The organism is Amycolatopsis sp. DSM 110486 (genome assembly GCF_019468465.1).
Classification (GTDB): Bacteria; Actinomycetota; Actinomycetes; order Mycobacteriales; family Pseudonocardiaceae; genus Amycolatopsis.
The window spans coordinates 10,813,430-10,837,900 of sequence record NZ_CP080519.1; the positions used below are offsets into that span (position 1 = coordinate 10,813,430).

Sequence of the window (24,471 nt, forward strand, 5' to 3'; positions counted from 1 at the left end):
CTCTCCTGAGGAAAACACGGGAAGGGGTGGGGGACGGGGAGGGACTCAGGACCGGCGCAGGCGCGGCCGCTGCTGGGGGACGGCGAACTTCAGCGCGAGGCTGACGAGGCCGGTGAAGGCCACGCCGATCACCCCGGCGATGATCACGCCGGCGTACATCGTCGCGGGGTCGAACACCTGGGAGCGCTGGAAGATCAGGTAGCCGAGGCCACTGTCGCCCGACACCATCTCGATGCCGACGATCACGAGGATGCCGATGCCCGCGGTCAGCCGGATCGAGGTCGCGATGGCGGGCAGCGCTGCGGGGAGGATGACGTGGCGCAGCAGCTGGGTGCGTTTGGCGCCGAGCACTTCCGCGGCGTCGCGGTAGCCCTGCTCGACCGACAGCACCGCGGTGGTGGAAGCGAGTACGACGATGAAGAATACGGACACGCCGACCAGGACGATCTGCGGCAGCCCACCGAGGCCGAAGATGAGCAGGAACACGGGGAACAGCGCCAGCTTCGGCAGCGTGTACAGCGCGACCAGCGTGTGTTCCAGCGCAGCCCGGGCGATCCACGACAGTCCGAGGAGGACACCGAGCGCCACGCCGGCCACGACGCCGATCCCGTAGCCGATCACGAGTTTGCGCACGGTGTCGACGATGGCGTCGGTCATCACACCGTCCTGAATGGACTGCACGCCCGCCTGCCAGATCACGCTGGGGGCAGGGAAGAACCGGGTGTCGAGGATGCCGAACTGCGCGGTGAGCTCCCAGACCACGACGATCAGCACCGGGGTCGCCCAGGCCAGCGTGAGGGTCACGCCGCGGCGGCGCCGGGCGTGTCGCTGCGGCGCCAGCTCGGCGGGACCGGGTGTGCGCCGGACGAGCTCACGACCTCCGAGCTCCTCATGCGACGTCATGAGCGTGCTCACGTTCTTCCACCTCACCTTTCAGGAGCCGCCAGATGTGGTCTTCGAGGGCGCCGAACTCGGCCGCCGAACGCGCGGCGCGGGTGCGCGGCCGGGCGAACGGGACCTCGATGTCGTCGAGGATGCGCCCGGGCCGCGAGGACATGACGACGACGCGGTCGGCCAGCAGCAGTGCCTCGTCGATGGCATGGGTGACGAACAGGATGGTGCGCCGGTGCGCCTCCCACACCCGCAGCAGCTCCTGTTGCAGGACCAGGCGCAGCTGCGCGTCGAGGGCGGCGAACGGCTCGTCCATCAGGAGGATCTCGGGGTTGGCCACGAACGCCCGGGCCAGGGCCACGCGCTGGCGCATGCCGCCGGAAAGCGTGGCCGGGTAGGCGGATTCGAAGCCGGAGACGCCGGCGCGCTCGATCCAGTCGCGGGCCACCTCGTTGGCCCTCGGCCGTGAGACGCCGGCGATGTCGAGCGGGAGCCGCACGTTGGCGAGCACGGTCTTCCAGGGGAAGATGCCGTAGTCCTGGAAGACCATGGAGCACAGCGGCGAATCCGCGTCCGCACGATCGATCACGATCTCGCCGGCCGAGGGCGCGGCCAGCCCCGCGACGATCCGCAGCAACGTCGACTTTCCGCAGCCGGACGGGCCGACGATGGCGACGAACTGTCCTCTTTCGACGGTCAGGTCGACCGGGCCCAGCGCGTGGACCGCGTGGCCGCGGGAAACGAACGTCCGCTCGACGCCCGTCGCGCTGATCACGACGTCGGACATGCGGCCTCCTCCTGGTGGGTGTGGTCGAGGATCGTCGGGAAGGGTGCGTTCGCGAGCCACTCCCCCGCGGCCCGGTCGCCGTGCACGCGGTCGGCGAACGCCGTGGCGACCGCGGAGATCGCGGCCGCCGTCGGGCTGTTTTCGGTGTCGTGGCGTGGGATTCCGCCGAGCTGGTGGTCGCCGTCGTGGACTACGGCGAGGTGCTTGAACCGTGAGCGCGCCCGGTCGTACGGCTCGCGGCGCCACTCGACGCCCTCGCCGCGGGCACCGAAGTCACGCGTGCCCGTGACGACCAGCAGGGGCAGCTCGACGTCGTGCCAGGAGTCCGGCGTGAGCCCGCGGTCGCCGCTTCCCTGCGGTGACAACAGGATTCCGCCCGCGACGGCCGGGTGGGTGAAGGTCTCGTGGCCGGACAGGCGCGCGCCCAGGAGGAGCTGGGCGGTGTAGGCGCCGAACGAGTGCCCGGCGAGCAGTACGTGGTCGGGCCTCAGGTTCGGCTTGGCGGCGAGCGCGTCGAGCACCGCGTGCACCCGGCCGACCCGCGACAGCCAGTGTTCCGGGTCGAAAAGCAGTGCGTGCATCCGTTGCTTGGCCACGGGATCCGCGGGCCAGGTTCGTTCGTCCACACCGGACAGGCCGAGCTCCGGACCTGCGAGCTCGAAGGCATCGCGGAACTGCGGGTGCAGCACCGCGTAGCCGTGGGACGCGAGGTGGTGGCCGAAGCCCGCGTACCCGCGGTGGCTCCCGCCCAGCCCGTGACACAGGACGACAACCGGCTTTTCCCCGGTACTGTCCGGTTCTTGCGCGAAAACGGCGACCCGCTGCCCGTCCGCGGTCGCCCATTCGTCGACTTCACCCGTGACGACCCGATGGCGTCCCGGCCGGGCCCACCGGGGGTCCGGGTGCTCGTTGCAGCCCACGCTGGCTCCTAACTAGCGACTTGTTAGTAACGTAATGCTAGTTAGCCGGCGTTGACAAGACTCGTCGCGGAAGTGGCGGGGCGCGAGCACTCTCCGTGGCTGCGCAGTGACCACCGACCGGTCATGGACAACGCCTACCCGGAGCTCGTCGAGGCGCTCGACCGGCGGGGCGGCCCGCGGTTCGTGGCGGACAGGGAGATCGTGGCGTTCGACGGCGACAACACCAGCTTCGCCGCGCTGCAGCCGCGCATCCGCCTCACCACGGCGCAGCGCAAGCAACGGCTGGCGCGCAAGGCCGACCCGTGGCGGGACCTGGCGAAGCGCGCGGGTTCCGCGGAGGCGGCACTGGCTTCGCTGCGCTGACGCGCGCCGGGCGGACAAAACACCTGAGCCACACTGGCACCAGGTGGACAGATCTCGCCGATCGCGCCGACACTGGTGTCATGGTCAGCCCACGGCCAGGCCCGATCCGGTGGCTGCGCTACGTCTACGGCGCGCGGCTCCCCGATGAGTACCGCCCGTGGGTGCTGCACGACGCGACCGCCCGGACCTGGGTGCTGCGGTTCGCGCTCCGCGTGTTCTTCGAGGCACTGCCCTGGCTCACCGCCGGGTTCCTCCTGCTGGTGTTCCTCACGCCGCTGCCGGCGGGTCTGGTGCTGCTCGGGTTGCTGATGGCGCTGGTGCTGGGACTCTTCCTCACCCTCGGCAGCGCCGACGAGCTCGCCGAAGTGCGTCTCGCCAAGCACGGCTTCCCACCGAACACCGGCAAAGAAGTCCGGAAACGTCGCGGCGGTGCCGGAACATGGCCGTGACGCCGTGGCAGGACCCTGTCGCGCCACCGCACCGGCGCTGTGGAGAGCCACTCGGCCGATAAGGCCCAGGTGCCCTGCCGGCGTGGGCCTCGGTCGTCCGCGGGGTGGGCATGGTCTTCATCGCGCTCGTCGCCATCCTCGGCTTCGTCGCCACCGGCTGAGGCGCTACCCGCCGACGGTGACGGTGCGCCGCGCCGGGCCGTTGGCGCTGCGCGGCACGATCGGGACGACGCCGAGAGCACTCAGCACGGCGACGAAACCGTTTTCGATCTGCGTTTCGGTGCTGGGCCAGTAGCCGACGGTTTCGCACATGAACTCGTCGCACTGCTCGGGCGGCGGCCCGGCGCAACCGGTGGCGAGCAAGACGACGGCGGCGGCCGAGGCGGCCAGACGCAAACGTGACACGGCGGAACCCCTTCCCGGGCTCAGACGACGGCAGGCTGCCGGCGGCGGACGATCAGCGTGATCACGGCGATGGCCAGCACGATCGCCACCACGGCCTGGTAGTACCCGGTGATCACGCTGATCAGGGCGCTCACCACGCCGATCACCTCCATGGCCACCCCCAGCGTCGCCGCCCACGCGTGCCGCGCCAGGAACGCCGCGGCCACGGCGACGAGCACCGCGATCACGGGGTTCAGCACGAGCACGAGCCACACCGACCCCGGCACGTCCTGGCCGTGGTCGAGGCGTTCGAGCACCGTGAGCAGCTGCACCACCCAGATCCCGATCGACGCCACCGCCTGCACGGCCATCACCCACCGCGCGGTCCTGACCTGCCACCCGCCCACGACGCACCCCTCCTCCGGTTGATCACCGGGGACGGTAACCGCGGACGGCGGGAGCCCTCCCGAGCGTGTCCGCTACCTGCCGCCCGACTCCAGCACGTCGGCGAGGTACCGCACCGCCAGCTCCTCGGCCCGGTCACGCCGCTCGACGTCGCCGCGCCAGCGCCGGTACAGCTCGATGCTCGCCAGCACCGCAGCCCCGGCCTCCTTCGTGTCGTACCCGCAGACGGTGGCCCGCAGCTCACGCGCCTCTTCCGGAGCGGCGAACTCCAGCCGGCGGACGCCTCGAGGAGAAATGCCGGCGCGCGCGGCGATCAGCGGCCCCAGGACGGTTTCCCTCAGGAAAGCCAGGAATCCTAGGACGTCGAACAGCTCGCCGCGCCCGAGTTTCGTGGCCGCGTAGTGGACCCACACCCAGAACCGGTCTTCGAGCCACTGTTCGTCCAGCGGCTCCTTGGCGAGGGGCGCGGCGGCGAGGGCCCGGGTCAGCGCACCGTCGCGCTCCCAAAGTATCTTCGGGTCGCTCGTCCGCTCGCCGAAATCGGCCACTCGCACGAACTTGAAGTCCACGTGCAGCAAGCGCGGCCCGGTCAGGGTGATGACCAGCCGCGGCTCGCCGACGTGCTCGCCGGTGAAGCCCGCGACGAGGTCGACCCACGAGCCGATCAACGCGAACCTCTCGGCCATCACCGCGTTGAACGCTTCATCGGAAACGACCACGAGGACGTCGACGTCGGAGTAGACGTCGGGCTCGCCGTGGGCGATCGAGCCGCTGACGGCCACCCCGGCCACGCGTGGGTCGCGGCTGATCTTCGGGAGCACGTCGTCGAGGAACTCGCGGTGCTGCGCGGGAACGGTCATGACCTTCCTTTCGGCAGGAGCAAAGTCGGGCAAAGTAGCACGACACCGCTCCGGCCGGCACGCGAATAAGCGCTCAGCCCTCGTGCAGCGCCTCGACGATGCGGCCGGCCAGCGCCGCCATCTCGGGCGACCCGATGGTCACCACGACGTCGCCCCGCTGCACGCGCCGCACCACCTCCGCACACGCGACGGAGCCCGACCCGGCGTACACCTTGTCCTTCTCCGGCAACGGAATCGCGGCGGTGAGCGCCTCGCCGTCATAACCCGCCGCGACGGTCTCGCCGGGGCCGAACACCGGAAGCACCACCGCCTGGTCCGCCAGGCTCAGCGACTCGGCCATCTCGCCGAGGAACTGCCGCACGCGGTACGCGCGATTGGGCTGGCACACCACGACCAGCCGATGTTCCTGCGCGACCGACCGCAACGCCGTCAGCGAAGCGGCCATCGACGTGTGGTGGCAGGCGTAGTCGTCGTACACCCGAACGCCGCGCGCGACACCACGGAGCTCGAACCGCCTGCGGACGCCCGGAAAACGGCGCAAGCCGCGGGCTGCCCCCGGGATGCCCAGCCGCTGCGCGGTGAGCAGCGCGGCCGCGGAGTTGAGGCCGAGGTGCTTGCCCATCACCGGCACGTGCACCGCGCCGACGAGGGCGCCGTCGAGCACGGCGTCGTAGCGGATCCCCGTGGTCACCGACGAAAGCCCCACCACGACGAGGTCGGCGTCGTTGGCCTCGCCGTAGGTGTACACGGTCCGGCCTTCCGCCCGCAGCGCCGAGGCGAGCCGGCGGCACCGCTCGTCGTCTGCGTTGGTCACCACGAAACCGCCGGGGCGCACACGGCGGCAGAAGTCGAGGAACGCCTGCTGCAGCCCCTCGACGTCGCCGTAGGTGTTGAGGTGGTCGGAGTCGATGTTCGTGACCACCGCGACCTCGGGCGTGTAGGCGAAGAACGAGCGGTCACTCTCGTCGGCCTCCACCACGAAGTACTCCCCCGAGCCGACGCCGCCGGAGCCGAGCGTGCGGACGTCGCCGCCGATCACGTACGACGGGTCGGCCCCGCCGGCGCGCAGCGCGACCGTGATCATCGCGGTGGTGGTGGTCTTGCCGTGCGTGCCCGCGACCGCGATCGCCCGGCGCCTCGCCAGCACCGCCGCGAGCGCCTCGGACCGGTGCAGCAGCGGCAGTCCCCGATCGCGAGCCTCGACGAGCTCCACGTGGTCGTCGGGGATCGCGGTGGAGTACACCACGGTGTCGGCGGTCCAGAGGTGCCCGGCCGAGTGCCGGCGGTGCACGGTGGCGCCCAGCTCCTCCAGCAACGCCAGGGCCGGCCGGTCGCCCACCTCGCTGCCGCTCACCGGCACCCCGTGGCGCAGCAGGATCTCCGCGAGGCCCGACATCCCCACCCCGCCGATGCCGATCAGGTACACGTGGCCCAGGTCCCGCACGGTCAGCTCGTTCATCACGCACTCTCTTGTGTCCGGTGAGGACTCCCTGTCCCCGGATTCGAGGGTGCTGCCGGCATGTCCTCGGACCGCGCGCTCTCTGTCGCGGCAAGGCAACAGCCGTGTGCCGATCCGTCAGCGCGGCACTGAGAACGGCTGCCGGTCCGGGTGCCCGGGCGCCGGCTGAGGCGCGGCGAGGACGACGGTCGTGGCGTCGGCGGGCAGCCGCGGACGGTGGCGCTCGACCACGCACGCCGAGGCCAGCGCGTAGCCGGCCGCCGCGAGGAAGAAGCCGCCGAGGCAGTCGCTGGGGCGGTGCCAGCCGACGGTGAGCGTCGAGACGCCGACCGCGACGATCCACGCCACGCCCAGTGGCGCCGCCACGAACCGCCCCACACGCGGCAGCACGAGCAGCAGCGCGAACACGCTCATCGCCGCCACCGTCACGTGGCCGCTGGGGAAGCTGTTGCTGGTGGAGTGGATGCGCTCGGCCAGGTTCGGCCGGTCGAGGGCGACCTTGAGCAGCTGCGCGAAGCCCGCGACCACCACCATGAGCCCGACGGCCGCCGCCGTGCGCCGGTACGCGCGCCGCAGCAGGCCGATCACCACGACCAGCACGAGCGCGAGGGTGAACAGCACCGGCACCGGGACCTCCAGCGGCAGCGGCACCTCCCCCGACGCGCGGGTGAACGACGGGTCGAACGTCTCCAGGACCCGCTGGTCGGCCTCCTGGCCGGACTCCGTGCGGACCAGCAGCAAGTACGTCACCCCCGTCGCCACGACGAGGAGGACGGCGGCCAGCAGCCGCCAGGCGATGCCGAGCACTCGGTTGTTCACCCCGTCCAGCCTGCCAACGCTTCGTCCGCGGTGGGCCCGGGAAATGTCATGGGTCTGCAACAACTGCGCATTGGTTCCGCACGGACCAGTCCCCTGTGGACGGACGGGCCTCTCCTCACCCCACCCGCAGCGTGGTCCCCCGCGGGATCAACGTCGGCGCGAATCGGCGCGTGGTGGCCGGCACCCCGGCGCCCGCGTCGATCAGCAGATCCACGGCCGCGCCGGCGATCTCCGTGAACGGGACGCGGATCGTGGTGAGCGGCACCGGCAGGCGCGCGGCGAGCGGAATGTCGTTGTACCCCACCACGGACAGCTCCTCGGGCACGCGCACACCGGCGCGCTGCACGGCCGAGAGCAGCCCGACGGCGGTGTTGTCGTTCACGGCGAACACGGCGGTGGGGCGCGGGTCGAGGGCGAGCAGGGCGCGCCCGGCGTCCTCGCCGCTCTCCATGCTGAACGTCGAGGGCAGGACCACTGCCGGGAGGCCGGCCTCCCGCAACGCGTCCTCGTAACCGGCCCGGCGGCCGAGCGCGCTGGACGCATACGCCGGACCCGCGACCAGGGCGACGCGGCGGTGTCCGAGGTCCAGGAGGTGCCGGGTGGCGAGGTAGCCGCCGAGGCGGTCGTCGCCCACGGCCGCGGCGCTGTCGCCGAACGTGCGCATCGCCAGCACGTGCGGCACCCCGCGCTCCAGCAACTCCTGACAGAAGCCGCCTTCGGTGCGTGCGGTGGTGAGGATCAGGCCGTCGACGCGGCGCCCGAGCAGCATCCGGCCGTTCTCGCGCTCCAGCTCCGGCTCGTCGTGCGAGGTCGCGACCAGCGCGTGGTACCCGCGGCGCGTGCACGCCGTGGCGACCTCCTCGTAGAACATCGCCATCACCGTGTCGGTCAGCCGCGGCACGAGCACGCCGAACGTGTTGGTCTGCTGGCGTCGCAGGTTGGCCGCGACCGGGTTCGGCTCGTAGCCCACGCCCTCGGCGATCTCGCGGATCCGCGCCGCCGACGGGCTGCGGAAGAACCGGTGCTCGGGGTTGAGCGCGCGCGAGACCGTCGACTTGCTGACGCCGGCTGCCAGCGCGACGTCGCTGATCGTCGGGCGGGCCCCCGGCTCCCGGGTGATCTCCGGTGTTCGCTCGCTCATGCGGCTCCTTGACTCTCGGGCAACCCGCAGCCTACCTTTGTGCAACCGATTCCCTCATCGTTTGCACAGCCTGAAACAAGGGAGTGTCATGAAGTCTCTGGATCTGCGCGGCCTCGTCCCGGCGTGCGTCACCCCGTTCACCGAGAGCGGCGACGTCGACCACGAAGCCCTCGCGGTGCACGGGCGCTGGCTCGCCGGCCTGCCGGGCGTCAAGGGCATCGTGCGAACAGGAACCCGCCCGCGATCGAGGCGAAGCCCTGGAACGTCGCCACGCTCACCAGTGCCACCGTGGACACGTGCAGTGAGCCGGACAGGTAGGTGAGCGGGTAGCCGACGAGGTTGATCTCGGCGCCGGCTGGCTCGGCGACACCCTCGGTCGCCGCCGCACGTACGCGATCTCCGTGCTCGCCTTCGGCGTCGCCGCCGTGCTCGGCGGGCTGGCGCCGAGCTTCGGGACGTTCCTGGCCACCCGGCTGCTGGCCGGTCTCGGCATGGGCGGCCTGTTCGGCCTGTCGTTCTCGATGTTCACCGAGTGCTGGAAAACCACCCGCCGCGGCACGATGGGTGGCCTGATCCAGTCGATGTACTTCCTCGGCGAGATCGTGACGGTCGGCGTGCTCTACGCGTGCCTGTCCTGGTTCGGCAACGACCTTGGCTGGCGCACCGGCTACGTCGTGATCGGCGTGGTGAGCGTGGTGATCGGGCTCGCGGCCTTCCGGCTGCTGCCGGAGTCGCGCCACTGGCTCGAGTACCAACGGCGGCTGCGCGAGGGCACCGTGCCGCCCGAGCTGCGGCGCACGCGCGTGCCGATCCTGGACGTGTTCCGCTCGAAAGTGGTCTACGGCAGCGTGATCTTCATGGTGCTGTCCACGGCCATGTTCCTCACGACCAACTCCGTCGGCGTGTACCTGTCCACGTACCTGCTGAAGGTGCAGCACCTGCCGCTGGGCACGGCGAGCGGCGTGGTGCTGATCGGCTACGTGTTCACGATCCTCGCCTACACGGCGACGGGCACGTTGTCGGACCTTGTGCGGCGCAAGTACGCGTTCCTGGCCGCCTGCGTGTTCGGCGTGGCCGGCTTCGCCTGGTTCCTCGGACAGGTCTTGAGCGGCACGGACCACGTGAGCTCGTCCTTCTGGGGCGACGCCACGTTCTGGGCACTGATGTGGTCGGCCGCGGCCTGCGGCGGCTTCGGCGTGCTGGGCGTGTGGATGTCGGAGTACTACCCGACGCGCATCCGGTCCACGGGCGCGAACAGCAGCTACTACGTCGGCCGCGGCCTCGGTGCCGGCGTGTACCCGCTTTTCGCGCTGACCCTGGCGGGCGGCGGCATTCCGCTCGCGTTGGCACTGGGCATTCTGGGCCCGTTGGCGGGGATTGTTTTCTCCGCGATAGCGCCGGACCGAACCGGACGCGACATCGTGGCCATCGAATAGGGCAGTGCCGTTCGAGAGAATTGCTGTTTCCGGATAAAGATGGTTCCGGTGCCCGCCGGGGAATGGCCGGCGGGCACCGGGATCAGCTCACTGGCGCCAGTCGACGATCACCGCGATGCTGCCGCCCATGCTCTTGACCCGGACCTGCGGGTTGGCGGCCATGTTGCCCCACGGCACCGTCATCTTGCCGCTCTTGCCGCAGCCGAGGCTGAACCAGCCGCCCTTCGGGTGCTTGGCGTCGAAACCCCAGCCCTGGACGCACGCGGACTGGTTGGTGCCTTCCTGCACGTTCCAGCCGTATCCCGCGCGGAAACCCGCGTGGCCGAGGATCGCGCAGTTCGACTTGCTGACCGGGCCCCACTTCCCGATGATGCCCGACGCCTGGTGCGGGTCGGTGCACGCATTGGCCGGCGCCGCGTTCGCAACGCCAGCGCCGGCCACCAGCGTGCCGGCCGCCGCGACCGCGGCGACGAGCGCACCGATCCGCGAAATCCGCTTCCCCATGTGTTCTGTTCCCTCCAGTAGGAGCGGCAAGATCATCTCGCCGCGAACCGAACGTACAACGGAACAGCCGAGCGGCGCACCTCGAAAGTGGCCATTTAGGAATGACTTAGGGTTGCCGCGAATTCCCTCGCAGAAAATGAATCGCATTCACGCCGGGGTCAGGGCCGCGCGCCCGCGGCTGATCCGCAGCACGTCGGCGAGGACCAGGTCGGCGAGCAGCCGCTCCTCCTCGTCCGGCAGGTCCGGCCGGGAGGGCGGCGGTGCACCGGTGGTCAGCGCCGCGGCGGCGTCGGCGGTGAAGCCGGCCAGCTCGGCCGAACCGGTGCGGCGCTGGAGCATCGCGCCGGCCGACGCCGCGAGGCCGCGCAGGCCTTCCACCGACTCGTCGAGAGCGTCGCGTTGAGTGGAGTCCGGGCCGCGGGTGCCGGGTTCGGGCGCGAGCAGGTCCTGGTGCGTGCGCACGGCCGTGCGGAAGCGCGGGCCGACCTCGCGCGCGTCGCCGCCCGGTTCTCCGCGCAGGCGCGCGGCGACGGATCCGAGCAGCTCGCCCATCGCGGCCGTCGCGTCCGAAAAGCGTTGCGCCACTGGGGGTTTCGGCACGCCCGGCACGGCGGCGAACCCGAACAGCAGCGCGATCGCGACGGCGAGCGCCACCAGCAGCACGTACTCCGCGAGCGTCGCGCCGGGGTCGAGATGCTTGGTCACCGCGTTGACGCTCACGCTCATCAGCACGATGCATCCGTTGAACACCAGGGGCTGCGCCTGCATGAACGGGAACCCGACGAGCAGCGCGACGAGCCCCAGCGGCAGCAGCGCCGAGTGCGGCAGCAGCCACAGCGCGAGCGCGAGCACCACGGCCCCGGCCACCGAGCCGGCCACGCGCTGCCAGACCTTCGCGAGCGTGTCGCGCCATTCGGGCTGCATGATCGCGAACGTCGTCATCAGGAACGACACCGTGAGCGGGTCACCCGGGCGCAACGACGCGATCACGACGGCCAGCAGCATGCCCAGCGCGCACCGGACGGCGTGGCGCAGCTGGGCCGAGCGCCACGACAACGCGCCGGCGGCCTCGCGGCGCAACGCCGTGCGCACGATGTGGCGCGGGAAGTCCACGAGGGACTCGTCGCGCGTCGAGACGGCCTCGCGCACCGCGGCGACCGCCGTCCACAGGTCATCGACGAGCACGCGGGTGTCGCCGGGCAGGCCGATCTCCGGGTCGACGCGCTCGACCTCGGGTACGCCGGCCGGGTCGAGGGTCTTGACGCGGACCGCGTCCGCGAGCTGCGTCAGCGCCGCCTCGACGGCCGCCAGCACCGCGGTGACGGCCGCCGCCTGGTCCGCGTCCAGTACGCGCAGCCGGTCGCGTAGCACCGCAGCTGTGCCGTGGCAGCGCAGACCCGCCGCGACCACACGCGCCTGCCAGCGCAGCGGCCGGTCGGCCAGCCACAGCCGAACGGCGCGTTCGGCGCTCTCGCGGTCCGGTCCGCCCAGCGCGTCGGCGAGCGCGGCGCGCGTCGGCTTGCCCGGGTCGCCCAGGCCCGTCAGCAGCCGCAGCACGAACACCACGCCGATGGCCAGCGCGGGCGCGCCGAGGATCTGTCCGACGCTCGCCGCGCCCGTGAGCTGGAAGCCGTAGCCGAACACCGACGACGTCCCGAGCCCGAGGCCCACGGTCACGTACCGCGCGCCCAGGGCCGGCAGCAGCGCCGCGCAGAACACCACGAGCACAAGCAGCGCGATCGCCGCGGTGTGCGAGACCTGCCCGAGCAGCCGCGGCCCGGCCGCGCCGATCACCACCGCCGGCGCGAACGCCGCCAGCAGCTTGAGGTCCGGCAGCAGCGGTCCGCCGTTGGCCGCGATGAAGCAGAACAACGCGGTCAGCCCGGCGAGGATCATCGTGCCACCGAGGCCGAGCACCGCCCCGAGCCCGGCCGTGCCGCCGACCACCGCCAGGATCACGACGAGCAAACCGCCGCCGCGCGCCAGAACGTTCACCCGCACCTCACCGTCTTCGCGCTTCTTCCCGCGGAAGCCTCGCACCCCGGCAGCGGCGGCGCCACTCCCGGTCCGAGTCCTTTGTGGCTGAGTCCTTTGTGGACCCGGACCGGGAGCGCTCAGGCGGTGATCGTGGCCAGCAGCTCCGCCGCGCGGGTGCGGAAGGTCTCGACGTTGGCGAGCTTGATGTCCTCGTAGCCCCGCACGACGTCGGGCAGCGCGGCGAGCTCCTCGAACGCGTCGGCGGTCTTCGGGGTGAGGTGGGCGAGCCCGCGCTCCACGAGGTGCTGGTACTCCCCCGGCAGAGCCCGCTCGACGCGGCGGACCTTCGCGTAACCGAACACATCGGCCCGGGTGCCGCGCAGGCGGCGGGCACGCTTCAGCGTGCGGAAGGCCACCGTGGCGGTGCGGCCGCGCAGGCGAATCTTGCGCTTCATGCCCATCGCGCGCAGCACCGGCGGGTGCAGCAGCACGGCGACGTCGGCGTCCGCGCCGAACTCCGCCGCCCGCCGCGCCTGCTCGACCGGGTCCAGGTGCAGGCGCGCGACCTCGTACTCGTCCTTGTACGCCAGCAGTTTGTGCAGCCCGCGCGCGTACGCGGCGGCGATGCGGGCCCCCGTGTCGGCGTCCGTGCGCTCGGCCGCCTCCGCGGCCAGCTCCCGGACCTGGGTGGCGTAGCGGCGCGCGAGCGTCTCGTCCTGGAAACCGATCAGGTCGGCGACGCGCGGCGCCAGCACCTGCTCGAAGTCGCCGGCGGCGATCGTCGCGGCCACGGCGTCCACCGCCACTTCCGCGACGGCCGGGGAGATCGCGGCGGCCCGCACGGCGGCCGGGTCGACGACCGCGGCGCGGCCCCAGCGGAACGCCGCCAGCGCCTTCTCCACGGCGGTGCCGTTGAGCCGGATCGCCGCCTCGATCGCGTCGGCCGAGATCGGCACCACGCCGTGCTGGTAGGCCGCGCCGACGAGCAGCATGTTGGCCGGCATGTGGTCGCCGAAGAGCTCCTCGGCCAGCTCGTTCGCGTCGAGCGCCACGAGGTCGCGGGTCACGGCGCTGATCTTCTCCAGCGCGTCGTCGTTCGAACCGGGCAGCACCACGCGGTGGGTGACCATCGCGGCCGTGGGCACCAGCGCCGTGTTGACCACGGCGACGGTGTGGCCCGCCCGCGCGGTGGCGAGGTTGCCCGCGTCGGCCGCGCCGAGCAGGTCGAATCCCACGAGCACGTCGGCGGTCGCGCGCGAGGCCCGCAGCGAACCGGTCACGGGCGACTTGGAGATCCGGATGTCGGAGACGACCGGGCCGCCCTTCTGCGCCAGGCCGGTCTGCTCCAGGCCGGCGGCGAACCGGCCGTCGAGGTGCGCGGCCATTTGCAGCACCGCCGAGATCGTGACCACGCCCGTGCCACCGATGCCGGGCATCCGCATCAACACGGTGTCCACTTCGGACAGCCGGGCCGCCGGTTCCGCCAGCGCCACGGGGAGCTCGGGTACCTCGCGGCGCGGTTTCTTCGTGCCGGGCGTCACGAGCAGGAACGACGGGCAGTCGCCCTTGAGGCAGGTGAAGTCGCTGTTGCACGAGGACTGGTGGATGCGCGTCTTGGCGCCGAACTCCGTCTCGACCGGCCGCACCGACAGGCAGGTGGACACGTCGCCGCAGTCGCCGCAGCCCTCGCACACTCGCTCGTTGACGACCACGCGCTCGGCCGGCGTCGGCAGCTGGCCGCGCTTGCGCAGCCGGCGTTCCTCGGCCGCGCACCGGTCGTCGTGGATCAGCACGGTGACGCCGTCGGTCGCGGCCAGCTCCGCCTCGACCTCGGCGAAGTCGTCGCGGTGGCGCACCGACGCGATCGGGTCGAGCGACACGCCGCGGTAGTCGGCCGGGCTTTCGGTCGTGATCACGATCCGCCGCACGCCCTCCACAGCCAGCAGGCGCGTGATGGAGGGGACGTCGAGCCGGCCCTCGGCGCGCTGGCCGCCGGTCATGGCGACCGCGTCGTTGTAGAGCAGCTTGTACGTCATGGTCGCGCCGCCGGCCACGGCCGCGCGGATGGCGAGCGAGCCGGAGTGGTGGAACGTGCCGTCGCCGAGGTTCTGCACGAAGTGGCGGTCGTCGGTGAACGGCGCGAGGCCGAGCCACTGCGCGCCCTCGCCGCCCATCTGCGTGAGGCCGATCTGGTGGCCGCGGCCCGCGCCGTCGATGGCCACCATCGCGTGGCAGCCGATGCCGACGCCCACGAGCGTGTCGTCGCCCGTACGCGTGGAGACGTTGTGCGGGCAGCCGGAGCAGAAGAACGGCGTACGCGGCGCGGTGGCGGTGGGCAGCGCGATGCGCGGCGGGCGCGGCGGCGTGATCGCGTCCAGGTGCACGGCGGCGGTGCGCGGCAGCCGGTCCGAGCCGACGACGGCTTCGATGCGCTTGACCAGCGCCTTCGCCACGTCTTCCGCGACGAGCTGACCCCGGCCGGTGAGCAGCGGCCGGCCGGTCTCGTCGCGGCGGCCGACCACGTTGGGCGCCCCCGGGCGGTGGTAGAGCGCCTCCTTGAGGTGGCCTTCGAGGAACGGCACCTTGTCCTCGACCACGAGCACCTCGTCGAGGCCCTCGGTGAGCTCGGCCAGCACGTCGGCGTCGAGGGGGTAGGGCATGGCGAGGCGGATCAGTCGCAGGCCGAGCGCCTCCATGGCGGCCTCGTCGAGCCCCAGGTCCTGCAGCGCGCGCTGCACCACGGCGTAGCCGGTGCCCGACGCGAGCACCCCGAGCTTGGCCGCGCGGGCGGTGAAGGTGACGCGGTTCAGGCCGGTCGCGCGGGCGTACGCGCGGGCCAGGTCGAGGCGGCGGGTGAACATGTCGTGCTCGGCGTCGAGCGCGGGCGCGCCGACCAGCGCGCGCCCGGTCGGGCGCAGGGTCTCGGGCGGCATCGGGATGCCGTGGGCCAGCGTGTGCATGTCGACCGTGGCCGACGCGTCGGCGATGTCCGCGACGATCTTCAGACCGGTCCACAGCCCGCTCGCCCGCGAGAGCGCCACCGCGTGCAGGCCGAACTCGATGATCTCGGCGACGCTGCCGGGCGCGAGCAGCGGCATGGCCAGGCTCTGCGCCATCGGCTCGCACGAGCTGGGCACCGTCGAGGACTTGCACGCCGGGTCGTCGCCGATCCACGCCACCGCGCCGCCGAGCGAGGCGGTGCCGGCGAGCGTGCCGTGGCGGATCGCGTCGGCCGCGCGGTCCAGGCCCGGGTTCTTGCCGTACCAGAAGCCAGTGACGCCGGCGTGGCGGCGGCCGGGGACGTTGCCGAGCAGCTGCGTGCCGGCGACGGCGGTCGCGGCCAGCTCCTCGTTCACCCCGGGCCGGAACACGACACCGGCCGGGTCGAGGAACTTCTTGGCGCGCCCGAGCTCTTGATCCAGCCCGCCGAGCGGGGAACCCTGGTAGCCGGAGACGAACACGCGCGTGTCGAGGCCGCGGGCCTCGTCGAGCCGGCGCTGCTCGAGCGTGAGCCGCACGAGCGCCTGGACGCCGGAGATCAACGCTCGCCCATGGTCGGCGACGTACTTGTCGTCCAGCGAAACCGGTTCGGTGAGCACGTGGGCGCTCCTCTCGCAGGGGCGTGGCAGGGCCCGGGTGGGGCACGGTGGATGGGGCACGGCGGGATGGAACACGGTGGCGTGGGACACAGGAGAAACCTCAGCCTCTCACGGCGCAAGATCGGTGCGCGGCCTGGCCACGATGACGCAACTATGTAACGTGGACCTGGTATCCACTTTAATTTCTTGCCAGGAGGCGACATGGCCGGCGTCGACGACATCGACCTGCGCCTCGTGGAGTTCCTCCGCCTCGACGGCCGGCGCTCGTATGCGGACATGGCCGCCGAAGTCGGACTTTCCCTGCCCGCGGTGAAGCGCCGCGTCGACCGCCTGCAGGCCGCCGGCGTGATCACCGGCTTCACCGCGCAGATCGACTACACCAAGCTGGGCTGGAACATCGAGGCCTTCACCGAGCTGCGCTACACGGGCCGCACCCGGCCCCCGGACATCGAGCGCCTCGCGCGCGACCTGCCGGAGGTCCGGGCGGTGTACCTCATCGCCGGCGACCCGGACGCCCTGTGCCACATCCGCGCCCGCGACGTGACCCACCTGCGCCAGGTGATCGACGCGATCCGGGTGTCGGGCGGGGTGGTGGGCACGAAGACGTTCATCACGCTGGGCAGCTCGACGGAGGCCGCGGAAGCCGGCTGATCTCCGGGCGGCGGTATAGGTCGTTATACGGAAAACACCTTGCGAGCCACGGCCGGTCGCCGCGATCGTGGACGGCGTGGTGGAGATCCGGGAACTGACGGCGGACGACTGGCGCGCGTGGCGGGCCCTGCGGCTCAGCGCGCTCGCCGAGGCGCCGCACGCGTTCGGCGCGCGGCTCGCCGACTGGCAGGGAGAGGGCGACACCGAGGCTCGCTGGCGCGGACGGCTCACGGACCTGCCGTTCAACGTGCTCGCGGCCGTAGGCGGGCGCGACGCGGGCATGGCGAGCGGCACGACCCCCGACTACGACGGTGTGGTGGACCTGCACTCGATGTACGTGGCACCGTCCGCACGCGGCCACGGCGTCGGCGAGGCGCTCGTCGAGGCCGTCGCGCAGTGGGCCGAGAGCCAGAGCGCGCACTCCGTGCGGCTGCAGGTCTTCGAGGACAACGCGGTGGCGATCGCGCTCTACCGCCGGTGCGGGTTCCTCGAAGAAAGCACGGTGCACTACCGGCGGTTGGCGCTGAAGATGGTGCGCGGCCTCAGGCACCCGTCACGTTCAGCATGATCGAGTAGATCGACGTCGTCGCACAGACGTACAGGATGTTGCGCTTCGGGCCGCCGAAGACCAGGTTCGCCACGGGTTCGGGGACCTTGAGGCCGCCGAGCAGCGTGCCGTCGGGGGCGAAGCAGTCGACGCCGCCGCCGGTGGCCGCCCAGAGGCGGCCCTGGTCGTCGAGGCGCAGCCCGTCGAAGTTGCCTTGGCGGCAGTGCGCGATCTCGGCTCCACCGGTCAAGACTCCGCGCGAGGTCACGTCGAAGCGGCGCAGGTGGCCGCGTTTCGTGTCGACGACGTAGAGCTGTGAGCCGTCGCGGGAGAACGCCAGGCCGTTGGGCCGCTCGAAGTCGTCGGCCACGACGGTGACCGAGCCCGACGGGTCGATGCGGTAGACGTGGTCGCCGCCGATCTCGCTCTCGGCGCGGAAACCCTCGTAGTCACTGGAGATCCCGTAGCGGGGATCGGTGAACCAGATCGCGCCGTCGGCCGCCTCGACGAGGTCGTTGGGACTGTTGAACCGCTTGCCCTCGAAGCGGTCTGCGAGCACGGTGATCGAGCCGTCGTGCTCGGTGCGGGTGACCCGGCGCGGGCCCTGCTCGCACGTGAGCAGCCGGCCCTGGCGGTCGCGCGAGTTGCCGTTCGAGTAGCCCGCGGGGTGGCGGAACACGCCCACCGCGCCGGTCGTCTCGTCCCAGCGCAGCATCCGGTCGTTGGGGATGTCGCTCCACACCAGTGAGCGCGCCGCCGGGAAGTACACCGCGCCTTCGGCCCAGCGGCAGCCGTCGTAGAGCCGCTCCAGCCGCGAATCACCGTCGACGCGCGCGAACCGCTCGTCGAACCTCTCGAACTCCGCTTCGACGTACATCTGCCCCCAGCCGCCGGTTTCCGGCCTGGAGCCTACTCAGCCGACGGGCAGAACGCCCTCCAGCGAACCCAGGTCCGACACCTCCCGCGGCCCGCCCAGCAACCCCGTCACCGCGACGCACCGCGCGGCCACCAGGGCCGCGTCGGTGTCGGCGTGCTCGTCCAGCGCCAGCACGTCCTGCGCCGTCGGGAAGCGTTCCAGGCGCAGGCCGTCGGCGGCCGGTTTGATCATCAGGCCGGACGAGCCCACGCGGCCGAGCCGGGCCCAGCGCACGCCGCGCAGGTCGGCGAGGTCGACGTCGGGCACGTTGACGTTCAGCACGGTCCGCTTGGGCGCGTGGGCCACCAGCCAGTCGAGCACGGCGACGCCCACCGCTGCCGCCGTGTCGAAGCGCGCGCCGGGGCGGTCGCCGCAGCTCACGGCGAGGGCGGAGCGGCCGGCGGTCGACGCGGTGAGCGCCGCGCCGACGGTGCTGGAGTGCAGCACGGAGCGGCCGGTGTTGTGGCCGTCGTTGATGCCCGCGACCACCACGTCGGGCGGCGGGCCGAGCGCGCCGAAACAGGCCGCGAGCACGGCGAACGCCGGCGGCGCGGACACGCGGTGCGCCGGCACGCCGTCGAGGCCGGGCAGCGCGTGCGGCTCGCACGCGACGATCGTGCCGTGGTCGATGGCACCCAGCGACGTGCCGCTGCCGCTGCTGTCCCCCGCGGGCGCGGCCACGACGAGGTCGTGCCCCGCGTCCCGCAGAGCGTGGGCCAGCGCGAGCAGGCCCGGGGCTTCGATGCCGTCGTCGTTCGTGAGCAGTACCCGCACAGTCGCCCGCTCCCGGTTCGTCGGAGTGTTCGGATCGCTAGATTGTGACCACACGTTCGCTGTTGTGTCCACGCCCAAGTCGGACAAGGCGACCCTGTCCAGCCAAGATACCCACGTATCCCCCTTGACCAGAAGCCCCCGGGTCCGCATTATGTGATCTGCACGTCACAAACTGGCCGCGAGGAGTGACCCGTGAACGTCGAAGTCGACCCGGTGCTGTGCGAGAGCCACGGGCAGTGCGAGTTCGCCGCGCCCGAGGTGTTCAGCCTCGACGATGAAGCGGTGCTGCACATCGACCACGGGCCGGTCGCGAACCTGCGCGAAGCGGTGCACCGCGCGGCCCGCGCCTGCCCGACCCGCGCGATCCGGATCGCGGAGTAGCCCGTGCGGATCGTGGTCGCGGGAGCGGGGCTCGCCGGCTGGCGGGCCGCCGAAGCGCTGCGCGCCGAGGGGTTCCGCGGCGAGATCGTGGTGGCCGGCGCCGAAGCGCACCGGCCCTACGACCGGCCGCCGCTGTCCAAGGGATTGCTCACCGGCGCCACCGGAGAAACCGCGCTCGCGCTGTCCGACAGCGACACAGCCGACACCGAAGTCACCTGGCGCCTCGGCAACCCCGTCGCCGCCTTGCGCGGCCGCACCGTCGTCCTCGAAGACGGCGAAGAGCTCGACTTCACGGGTCTCGTGATCGCCACCGGCTCGAACCCCGTGATCCCCGCCGGCCTCAACCGCCCGCCCGGCGTGCACGTCCTGCGCACGCTCGACGACGCCCGCGCCCTCCGAGCCGACCTCACCGGCCGCGTCCTCGTGCTCGGCGCGGGCTTCATCGGCTGCGAGCTCGCCTCGACGTGCCGCGACCTCGGCCTCCCCGTGGCCGTCGCCGACCCGCTCCCCCACCCGCTGATCCGCGTGCTCGGCGAAGACGTCGCCCGGCGCGTCGAGCGCCTGCACCGCGAGCGCGGCGTGCGCTGGCTGCTCGGCACCCAGGTCGTGAAGTTCCTCGGCCGGGACCGCGTGACCGGCGCGGTGCTGTCCGACGGCCGCGTGGTGCGCGCCGACGTGGTCGTCATCGCCACCGGCGTCCGCCCGGCCACCGGCTGGCTCGCCGGCAGCGGCATCGACGTGTCCGGTGGCGTCCGCTGCGACGAGTACCTGCGCGTACTCGACGAATCCGGCGCCGTCGTGCCGGACGTCGTGGCCGCGGGCGACGTCGCCTGCTGGACGCACCCGCTGCTCGGTGCGCCGGTGCGCGTGGAGCACTGGACCACCGCGGCGCTCGGCGGCGCCGCGGCCGCGCGCACGCTGCTGCACGGGCCGCAGGCGCCGTTCGACGCCGTGCCCTCGTTCTGGTCCGACCAGTGCGGCCTGCGCATCCAGGGCGTCGGCCTGCCCGGCCGCGGCGAGCACGTGGAGCTCGTGCACGGCAACCTCGCCGGGGACAAGTTCGTCGCGCGCTACTCGACGGACGGCCGGCACGTCGGCTCCGTCGCTTTCGGACTGCCCAAGCAACTCGCCCTCGAACGGCGGCGGCTCACGTCCGCCTGAGCCACCGCACAGCAAGAAACCCACCACTACCACTCAACTGCCCAACTCAAAGACGAGGAGAGGTCTCCATGACCCAGTGGCCCATCTACGACGACGCGTCGGCGGTCTTCCCGATCTACTCGCGCGCCAACATCGGCGAGATCTTCCCCGATCCGATCAGCCCGCTCAACGCGTCGGCGGGCTTCCAGGCGAACCTCTCGCCCGGCTGGGACGACGCGTTCGTCGCGTGCGGGGTGTGGGACCACGCCACCTATGACTCCGCCGTGCAGCACAACGTGCTCCCCGCGTTCGGCAGCTACCTCTACATCAACATGTCCCTGATGCGCCTGTTCGGCGTGCGCGTGCCCGGCATGACGCCGGAAGCGGTGGACCTGCAGTACTTCGGCGACATGCCGGGGATCCCCTCCTACGAAAGCGAAAAGCGCGATTTCGACGAGAACCCCGAGTTCGAGGCCACGGCCGGGCAGTGGCTGGCCGAGCAGGTCCTCGGCGCCAAGGACCTCGCGGCCTACGACGCCGACCGCCGCACCGTCGAGGACATCCGCAAGAACCGCCCCGCCATCGCCGACCTGGGCAACCAGGAGCTGCGCGAACGGATCACCTCGTTCGGCGACGTGCTGCGGCCGCTGCTGAGCCGCCACATCGAGGCGAGCCTCAAGGCCGGCGTCGGCCTGGGTGCCGTCGCGCAGTTCACGGAGGCGATCGGTCAGCCGGAGCTCGCGCTGACGCTCGTGGCCGGCATCGGCGACATCGACTCGACCGGCCCGTCCACCGGGATGTGGGCGCTCTCGCGCCTGGCCCGCACCGGCGCGGTGGCCGCGTTGTTCGACGAGGGCCAGGACGGCCTGGTCGAGCGCCTGCGCGCGAGCGGCGACCCCGAGGTCGTGGCGTTCACGCGCCAGCTCGACGAGTTCCTGACGGCGTGGGACTTCCGCGGCCCGTCGGAGTGGGAGATCCGCGCGAAGACCTGGGGCGTCAAGCCTTCGCTCGCCCTGTCCACTGTGGACCGCATGCGTCAGGCCGACGACTCCGCGGCGCCCGCGGTGAAGAACGCCGAACGCGTCGAGCAGCGTGAAGCGGCGTCGGCCGGCGTGCGCGCCGCGCTGGCGGGCAACGACGAGGCATTGGGCCAGTTCGAGGCCGTGCTGCACGCGGCCGCGCTGTGGCTGCGGGGCCGGGAACGCGGCCGCACGTCGTGCGCCATGGTCATGCACGAGCTGCGCCTGCCCGCGCTCGAGCTGGGCCGCCGCTTCACCGCCGAAGGGCACCTGGAGCGCCCCGAGCAGATCTTCATGCTGTTCGCCGGCGAGCTCGACGGGTTCCTGGACGACCCGGCGAGCTTCAGCACGACGCTGCGCGACCGCGAAGCGGCGTACCTGGACCTGTTCGACCGCGAGCCGCCGTTCGTGGTCGTGGGCCAGCCGGAGCCGGTGGAGAACTGGCCGCGCCGCTCGGGCCGTGAGGTGCAGCCTGCCGTCGCCGGCGAGGTCATCCAGGGCGTGCCCGGCTGCAACGGCTCGACCCGCGGGCGCGCCCGCGTGGTCACGAACGCCGACGACCCGTCGGCCCTGGAGCCCGGCGAGATCCTGGTGGCCCCGCTGACCGACCCGTCGTGGACGCCGCTGTTCGTGCCGGCCGCCGCGGTGGTCGTGGACGTCGGCGCGCCGTTCTCCCACGCCGCGATCGTGAGCCGCGAGCTCGGCATCCCGTGCGTGGTTTCGGCGACGGCCGCGTCGGCCCGGATCCCGGACGGCGCCCTCATCGAGGTCGACGGCACCACCGGCACCGTCACGGTGCTGGAAGTCTAGTCCCAGTAAGGGAAAGGGCCTGCACTCCGCGTGGGGTGCAGGCCCTTTTCCGTGGGGGGCGAAGCGGTTCAGAAGGTCAGCCTTCGTCGGCGGCCGAGCGTTCCCGGCCCGCGCTGAGCAGGAGGTCCTGGTGCAGTTCCATCCAGATGTCGTGGTACGAGTCGGCCATCGGCCGGGCGAACGCCGCGGTCTCCCCCGCGCGCACGCGCCGCAGCGCCCCGGCGAGGCGCACCGGGTAGGTGCCGAACCGGCCGGCGGACGCGGTGAGCTCGTCGAGCAGGCCGGTCACGTTCGCGTTCACCTCCGCCAGCGACTCGGCCACTCCGGCGTCGTACGCGGCGTCGGAGTGGTCGTTCGGCTCGCCGGACGGGCGCAGCTGCCAGGCCGAGCACACGCGCTTGAACTCGCCGTTCACGGGCAGAAAAGCTTCGTAGGCCGCGGAAAGCGCCTCGGTGGAGTCCGCGACGTCGGCCACGAGCAGCTCCGGGTGCGCGGCCCGTCCGGCCGGGGTCGGCATGGTCCCGGCGAGCCGGCCTTCCCGGCGCACGGCGAGCCCGTCCGCGACCAGCGCGGCGACCTCGGCGGCCACCTCGTCCGCGGGCAGGCCCGTGAGCGCCTGCAGCACGGGGTCGGGGGCCAGGCCCTTCACGCGCAACGCGTGGAGCACGAGGAACCGCGCTCGGGTGGACGTCGTCATGGGTCACGCTCCTTCGCCGGTTTCACCGGAGTCGCCGGACAGGATTCGGTCACGCAGCAGGGTTTTGTTCAGCTTGCCCGTCGGCAGCCGGGGCAGGCTCACCACGAACTCCACGCGGCGGGGCGCCTTGAACCCGGCCAGCCGCTCGCGGCAGTACTCGATCAACTCGGCCCCGCTCACGGCGCCGGCCGGCTCGACCACGGCCGTGACGCCCTCGCCGAACTCGGGGTCCGGCAGGCCGATCACGGCGGCGTCGGCCACCGCGGGGTGCGTGAGCAGGGTGTCCTCGACCTCGGTCGGGTAGACGTTCACGCCGCCGGAGATGATCGTGTGCCCCTCGCGGCCGACGAGGTAGAGGAACCCGTCCTCGTCGAGGCTGCCGAGGTCACCGACGCTGCACAGGTCGGCGCCCGCGTCGCCGGCGTTGCGGTAGGCCGAGCCGCCCGGCGCGAACCACACCTTCCCGACGGTGCCCGCCGGGACCTCACGCCCGCCGTCGTCGGTCACGTGCACGCTGCCGGACAACGGTTTCCCCACCGTGCCCGGATGCGCCAGCGCATCGTGCGGGCCGACGTAGGTGTGGCCGTAGCCCTCGGACGCGCCGTAGTACTCGTGCAGGATCGGCCCCCACCAGTCCATCACCGCCGTCTTCACCTCGGGCGGGCACGGCGCGCCGGAGGTGAACGCGACGCGGTGGCTGCTCAGGTCGTGGCGCGAGCGAGCTTCCGGCGAAAGACGCAGCAGCCGCAGCAGCATCGTGGGCACCCACTGCGAGTGCGTCACGCCGTGGGCCGCGATCGCCGCGAGCGAGCCCTCCGCGTCGAAGCGGTCGAGGCACACCACGGTGCCGCCGAGCGAGAGCGTGATGAGCTGGAAGGTGAACGGGGCGGCGTGGTAGTTCGGCGCCGGCGAGAGGAACACGGTGTCGGCGGCCAGCTCCAGCTTCGCCGCGAGTCCCGCGTGGCGGGCGGGCGCGTCGGCCGGGTGCACACCGAGCAGCTGCTGGCGGAACGCCTTGGGCCGCCCGGTGCTGCCACCGCTGTAGAGCACCCGCGCGCCGAGCAGCTCGCCGTCGATCGGCGCCTCGGGCAGACCGGCCACGGCGTCGCCGAGGAACTCCGGCTCGCCGCCGGGGTCCACGGACAGCAGCAGCGCCGGCTTGCCGACCTCGCGCAGGGCTTCGGCGACGACGTCGGCGCAGCGGGCGCTGGTGACGATCGCGCACGAGGCGCCGTCGCCCACCGCCTCCGCGAGCAGCGGGCCGAGCTCGCCGCTGCGCAGGTGCCAGTTCACCGGGGTCACGTAGAGTCCGGAGCGCATGCCCGCGGCGACGAGCACCGGCCACTCCAGCCGGTTCTCGAGCACGAGCAGCAGCGTGCCGCCGGGGCCGATCCCCCGCTCGCGCAGCACGTGCGCGACCTGGTTGGAGCGGGCCTCGAGCTCGGCGTAGGTGAGGCTCTCGCCGCTCGGCGCCATCACGTACGCCCGGGCACCGGGCCGCTCGCGCGCAATCGGGGCGGGGTACACGCCATCGACCTCCTT

Annotated in this window: 23 protein-coding genes and 1 pseudogene; 8 read left to right on the forward strand and 16 right to left on the reverse strand. The window is 72.3% G+C overall.

Translation table 11 applies throughout. The features are described from left to right. Positions 1 to 45: 45 nt before the first annotated feature. The 3 genes from K1T34_RS52115 to K1T34_RS52125 are packed head-to-tail and all read right to left on the reverse strand — an operon-like array spanning position 46 to position 2,598. Positions 46 to 915, reverse strand: coding sequence for an ABC transporter permease (locus K1T34_RS52115; protein ID WP_220242137.1), 870 nt, complete (start codon positions 913 to 915; stop codon positions 46 to 48). Then, positions 890 to 1,678 carry an ABC transporter ATP-binding protein gene (locus K1T34_RS52120; RefSeq protein WP_220242138.1) on the reverse strand — a complete coding sequence of 263 codons (789 nt, stop codon included), beginning with the start codon at positions 1,676 to 1,678 and terminating at the stop codon, positions 890 to 892. The genes K1T34_RS52115 and K1T34_RS52120 overlap by 26 nt, the downstream gene beginning before the upstream one ends. Beyond that, on the reverse strand, positions 1,663 to 2,598 hold the full coding sequence (locus tag K1T34_RS52125; RefSeq protein ID WP_220242139.1) for a dienelactone hydrolase family protein: 936 nt from the start codon (positions 2,596 to 2,598) through the stop codon (positions 1,663 to 1,665). The genes K1T34_RS52120 and K1T34_RS52125 overlap by 16 nt, the downstream gene beginning before the upstream one ends. Before the next feature lie 123 nt (positions 2,599 to 2,721). Between K1T34_RS52125 and K1T34_RS55060 the strand changes: the two genes are divergently transcribed. Together K1T34_RS55060 and K1T34_RS52140 are read left to right on the forward strand one after the other, a co-directional pair. Next, positions 2,722 to 2,961, forward strand: coding sequence for a hypothetical protein (locus K1T34_RS55060; protein ID WP_360586277.1), 240 nt, complete (start codon positions 2,722 to 2,724; stop codon positions 2,959 to 2,961). Between the two features lie 80 nt (positions 2,962 to 3,041). After that, on the forward strand, positions 3,042 to 3,410 hold the full coding sequence (locus K1T34_RS52140) for a DUF5313 family protein (RefSeq protein ID WP_220242140.1): 369 nt from the start codon (positions 3,042 to 3,044) through the stop codon (positions 3,408 to 3,410). 165 nt (positions 3,411 to 3,575) lie between these two features. Here K1T34_RS52140 and K1T34_RS52145 read toward each other — a convergent pair whose 3' ends face one another. The 6 genes from K1T34_RS52145 to K1T34_RS52170 all read right to left on the reverse strand — a co-directional run bounded on the left by K1T34_RS52145 (position 3,576) and on the right by K1T34_RS52170 (position 8,478). Continuing rightward, positions 3,576 to 3,815 carry a hypothetical protein gene (locus K1T34_RS52145; RefSeq protein ID WP_220242141.1) on the reverse strand — a complete coding sequence of 80 codons (240 nt, stop codon included), beginning with the start codon at positions 3,813 to 3,815 and terminating at the stop codon, positions 3,576 to 3,578. Positions 3,816 to 3,835: 20 nt separating this feature from the next. After that, positions 3,836 to 4,201 (reverse strand): hypothetical protein, encoded by a 366-nt coding sequence (locus K1T34_RS52150; protein WP_220242142.1) that lies wholly within the window; start codon positions 4,199 to 4,201, stop codon positions 3,836 to 3,838. Positions 4,202 to 4,273: 72 nt separating this feature from the next. Next, positions 4,274 to 5,059 carry a nucleotidyltransferase domain-containing protein gene (locus K1T34_RS52155; RefSeq protein WP_220242143.1) on the reverse strand — a complete coding sequence of 262 codons (786 nt, stop codon included), beginning with the start codon at positions 5,057 to 5,059 and terminating at the stop codon, positions 4,274 to 4,276. A gap of 73 nt (positions 5,060 to 5,132) precedes the next feature. Next, the gene (murC, locus tag K1T34_RS52160) at positions 5,133 to 6,518 is read right to left on the reverse strand and encodes a UDP-N-acetylmuramate--L-alanine ligase (RefSeq protein ID WP_220242144.1); all 1,386 of its coding nucleotides are present in this window, start codon (positions 6,516 to 6,518) and stop codon (positions 5,133 to 5,135) included. Between the two features lie 117 nt (positions 6,519 to 6,635). Further along, on the reverse strand, positions 6,636 to 7,337 hold the full coding sequence (locus K1T34_RS52165) for a phosphatase PAP2 family protein (protein WP_220242145.1): 702 nt from the start codon (positions 7,335 to 7,337) through the stop codon (positions 6,636 to 6,638). Positions 7,338 to 7,452: 115 nt separating this feature from the next. Then, on the reverse strand, positions 7,453 to 8,478 hold the full coding sequence (locus tag K1T34_RS52170; RefSeq protein WP_220242146.1) for a LacI family DNA-binding transcriptional regulator: 1,026 nt from the start codon (positions 8,476 to 8,478) through the stop codon (positions 7,453 to 7,455). A gap of 356 nt (positions 8,479 to 8,834) precedes the next feature. Between K1T34_RS52170 and K1T34_RS52175 the strand changes: the two are divergent. Further along, positions 8,835 to 9,914, forward strand: a pseudogene (locus K1T34_RS52175) (MFS transporter); the annotation flags it as partial. A gap of 87 nt (positions 9,915 to 10,001) precedes the next feature. On the opposite strand, the gene K1T34_RS52180 reads toward K1T34_RS52175, so the two are convergent. The 3 genes from K1T34_RS52180 to K1T34_RS52190 form a co-directional block, all read right to left on the reverse strand. Then, the gene (locus K1T34_RS52180; RefSeq protein ID WP_220242147.1) at positions 10,002 to 10,418 is read right to left on the reverse strand and encodes a hypothetical protein; all 417 of its coding nucleotides are present in this window, start codon (positions 10,416 to 10,418) and stop codon (positions 10,002 to 10,004) included. Between the two features lie 147 nt (positions 10,419 to 10,565). Next, entirely contained in the window at positions 10,566 to 12,413 is a 1,848-nt protein-coding gene (locus tag K1T34_RS52185; RefSeq protein ID WP_220242148.1) for an FUSC family protein, read from the reverse strand. Between the two features lie 119 nt (positions 12,414 to 12,532). Beyond that, the gene (locus tag K1T34_RS52190) at positions 12,533 to 16,024 is read right to left on the reverse strand and encodes an indolepyruvate ferredoxin oxidoreductase family protein (RefSeq protein ID WP_255638867.1); all 3,492 of its coding nucleotides are present in this window, start codon (positions 16,022 to 16,024) and stop codon (positions 12,533 to 12,535) included. Positions 16,025 to 16,195: 171 nt separating this feature from the next. On the opposite strand from K1T34_RS52190, the gene K1T34_RS52195 reads away from it, so the two are divergent. After that, the gene (locus tag K1T34_RS52195; RefSeq protein WP_220242150.1) at positions 16,196 to 16,645 is read left to right on the forward strand and encodes an Lrp/AsnC family transcriptional regulator; all 450 of its coding nucleotides are present in this window, start codon (positions 16,196 to 16,198) and stop codon (positions 16,643 to 16,645) included. A gap of 76 nt (positions 16,646 to 16,721) precedes the next feature. After that, positions 16,722 to 17,213: a GNAT family N-acetyltransferase gene (locus K1T34_RS52200; RefSeq protein ID WP_220242151.1), complete on the forward strand. Its 492-nt coding sequence runs from the start codon at positions 16,722 to 16,724 to the stop codon at positions 17,211 to 17,213. Here the strand turns inward: K1T34_RS52200 and K1T34_RS52205 are convergent. Together K1T34_RS52205 and surE are read right to left on the reverse strand one after the other, a co-directional pair. Beyond that, entirely contained in the window at positions 17,188 to 18,069 is an 882-nt protein-coding gene (locus tag K1T34_RS52205) for an SMP-30/gluconolactonase/LRE family protein (RefSeq protein WP_220242152.1), read from the reverse strand. The two genes, K1T34_RS52200 and K1T34_RS52205, sit on opposite strands and share 26 nt — an antisense overlap. Before the next feature lie 36 nt (positions 18,070 to 18,105). Further along, positions 18,106 to 18,882 carry a 5'/3'-nucleotidase SurE gene (gene surE, locus K1T34_RS52210; RefSeq protein WP_220242153.1) on the reverse strand — a complete coding sequence of 259 codons (777 nt, stop codon included), beginning with the start codon at positions 18,880 to 18,882 and terminating at the stop codon, positions 18,106 to 18,108. 192 nt (positions 18,883 to 19,074) lie between these two features. On the opposite strand from surE, the gene K1T34_RS52215 reads away from it, so the two are divergent. From K1T34_RS52215 to K1T34_RS52225, 3 genes are all read left to right on the forward strand, one after another. Beyond that, the gene (locus K1T34_RS52215; protein ID WP_220242154.1) at positions 19,075 to 19,263 is read left to right on the forward strand and encodes a ferredoxin; all 189 of its coding nucleotides are present in this window, start codon (positions 19,075 to 19,077) and stop codon (positions 19,261 to 19,263) included. A 3-nt stretch (positions 19,264 to 19,266) separates the two neighbouring features. Then, on the forward strand, positions 19,267 to 20,424 hold the full coding sequence (locus tag K1T34_RS52220) for an NAD(P)/FAD-dependent oxidoreductase (RefSeq protein WP_220242155.1): 1,158 nt from the start codon (positions 19,267 to 19,269) through the stop codon (positions 20,422 to 20,424). Positions 20,425 to 20,492: 68 nt separating this feature from the next. Beyond that, positions 20,493 to 22,232 carry a PEP-utilizing enzyme gene (locus K1T34_RS52225; RefSeq protein ID WP_220242156.1) on the forward strand — a complete coding sequence of 580 codons (1,740 nt, stop codon included), beginning with the start codon at positions 20,493 to 20,495 and terminating at the stop codon, positions 22,230 to 22,232. Between the two features lie 76 nt (positions 22,233 to 22,308). Here the strand turns inward: K1T34_RS52225 and K1T34_RS52230 are convergent, their stop codons facing one another. Both K1T34_RS52230 and K1T34_RS52235 read right to left on the reverse strand, forming a co-directional pair. Then, a complete protein-coding gene (locus K1T34_RS52230; RefSeq protein ID WP_220242157.1) occupies positions 22,309 to 22,929 on the reverse strand; it encodes a MarR family transcriptional regulator in 621 nt (206 codons plus the stop codon). 3 nt (positions 22,930 to 22,932) lie between these two features. Beyond that, positions 22,933 to 24,456, reverse strand: a complete 1,524-nt coding sequence (locus K1T34_RS52235; RefSeq protein WP_255638187.1) for an AMP-binding protein — start codon at positions 24,454 to 24,456, stop codon at positions 22,933 to 22,935. Between the last annotated feature and the right edge of the window lie 15 nt (positions 24,457 to 24,471).

Excerpts from the sequence above, each read along its gene's own strand:
- K1T34_RS52120 (WP_220242138.1), bottom strand. The coding sequence starts at position 1,678 with ATGTCCGACGTCGTGATCAGCGCGACGGGCGTCGAGCGGACGTTCGTT.
- K1T34_RS55060 (WP_360586277.1), top strand. The coding sequence starts at position 2,722 with ATGGACAACGCCTACCCGGAGCTCGTCGAGGCGCTCGACCGGCGGGGC.
- K1T34_RS52140 (WP_220242140.1), top strand. The coding sequence starts at position 3,042 with ATGGTCAGCCCACGGCCAGGCCCGATCCGGTGGCTGCGCTACGTCTAC.
- K1T34_RS52155 (WP_220242143.1), bottom strand. The coding sequence starts at position 5,059 with ATGACCGTTCCCGCGCAGCACCGCGAGTTCCTCGACGACGTGCTCCCG.
- murC (WP_220242144.1), bottom strand. The coding sequence starts at position 6,518 with ATGAACGAGCTGACCGTGCGGGACCTGGGCCACGTGTACCTGATCGGC.
- K1T34_RS52170 (WP_220242146.1), bottom strand. The coding sequence starts at position 8,478 with ATGAGCGAGCGAACACCGGAGATCACCCGGGAGCCGGGGGCCCGCCCG.
- K1T34_RS52180 (WP_220242147.1), bottom strand. The coding sequence starts at position 10,418 with ATGGGGAAGCGGATTTCGCGGATCGGTGCGCTCGTCGCCGCGGTCGCG.
- K1T34_RS52195 (WP_220242150.1), top strand. The coding sequence starts at position 16,196 with ATGGCCGGCGTCGACGACATCGACCTGCGCCTCGTGGAGTTCCTCCGC.
- K1T34_RS52205 (WP_220242152.1), bottom strand. The coding sequence starts at position 18,069 with ATGTACGTCGAAGCGGAGTTCGAGAGGTTCGACGAGCGGTTCGCGCGC.
- K1T34_RS52225 (WP_220242156.1), top strand. The coding sequence starts at position 20,493 with ATGACCCAGTGGCCCATCTACGACGACGCGTCGGCGGTCTTCCCGATC.
- K1T34_RS52230 (WP_220242157.1), bottom strand. The coding sequence starts at position 22,929 with ATGACGACGTCCACCCGAGCGCGGTTCCTCGTGCTCCACGCGTTGCGC.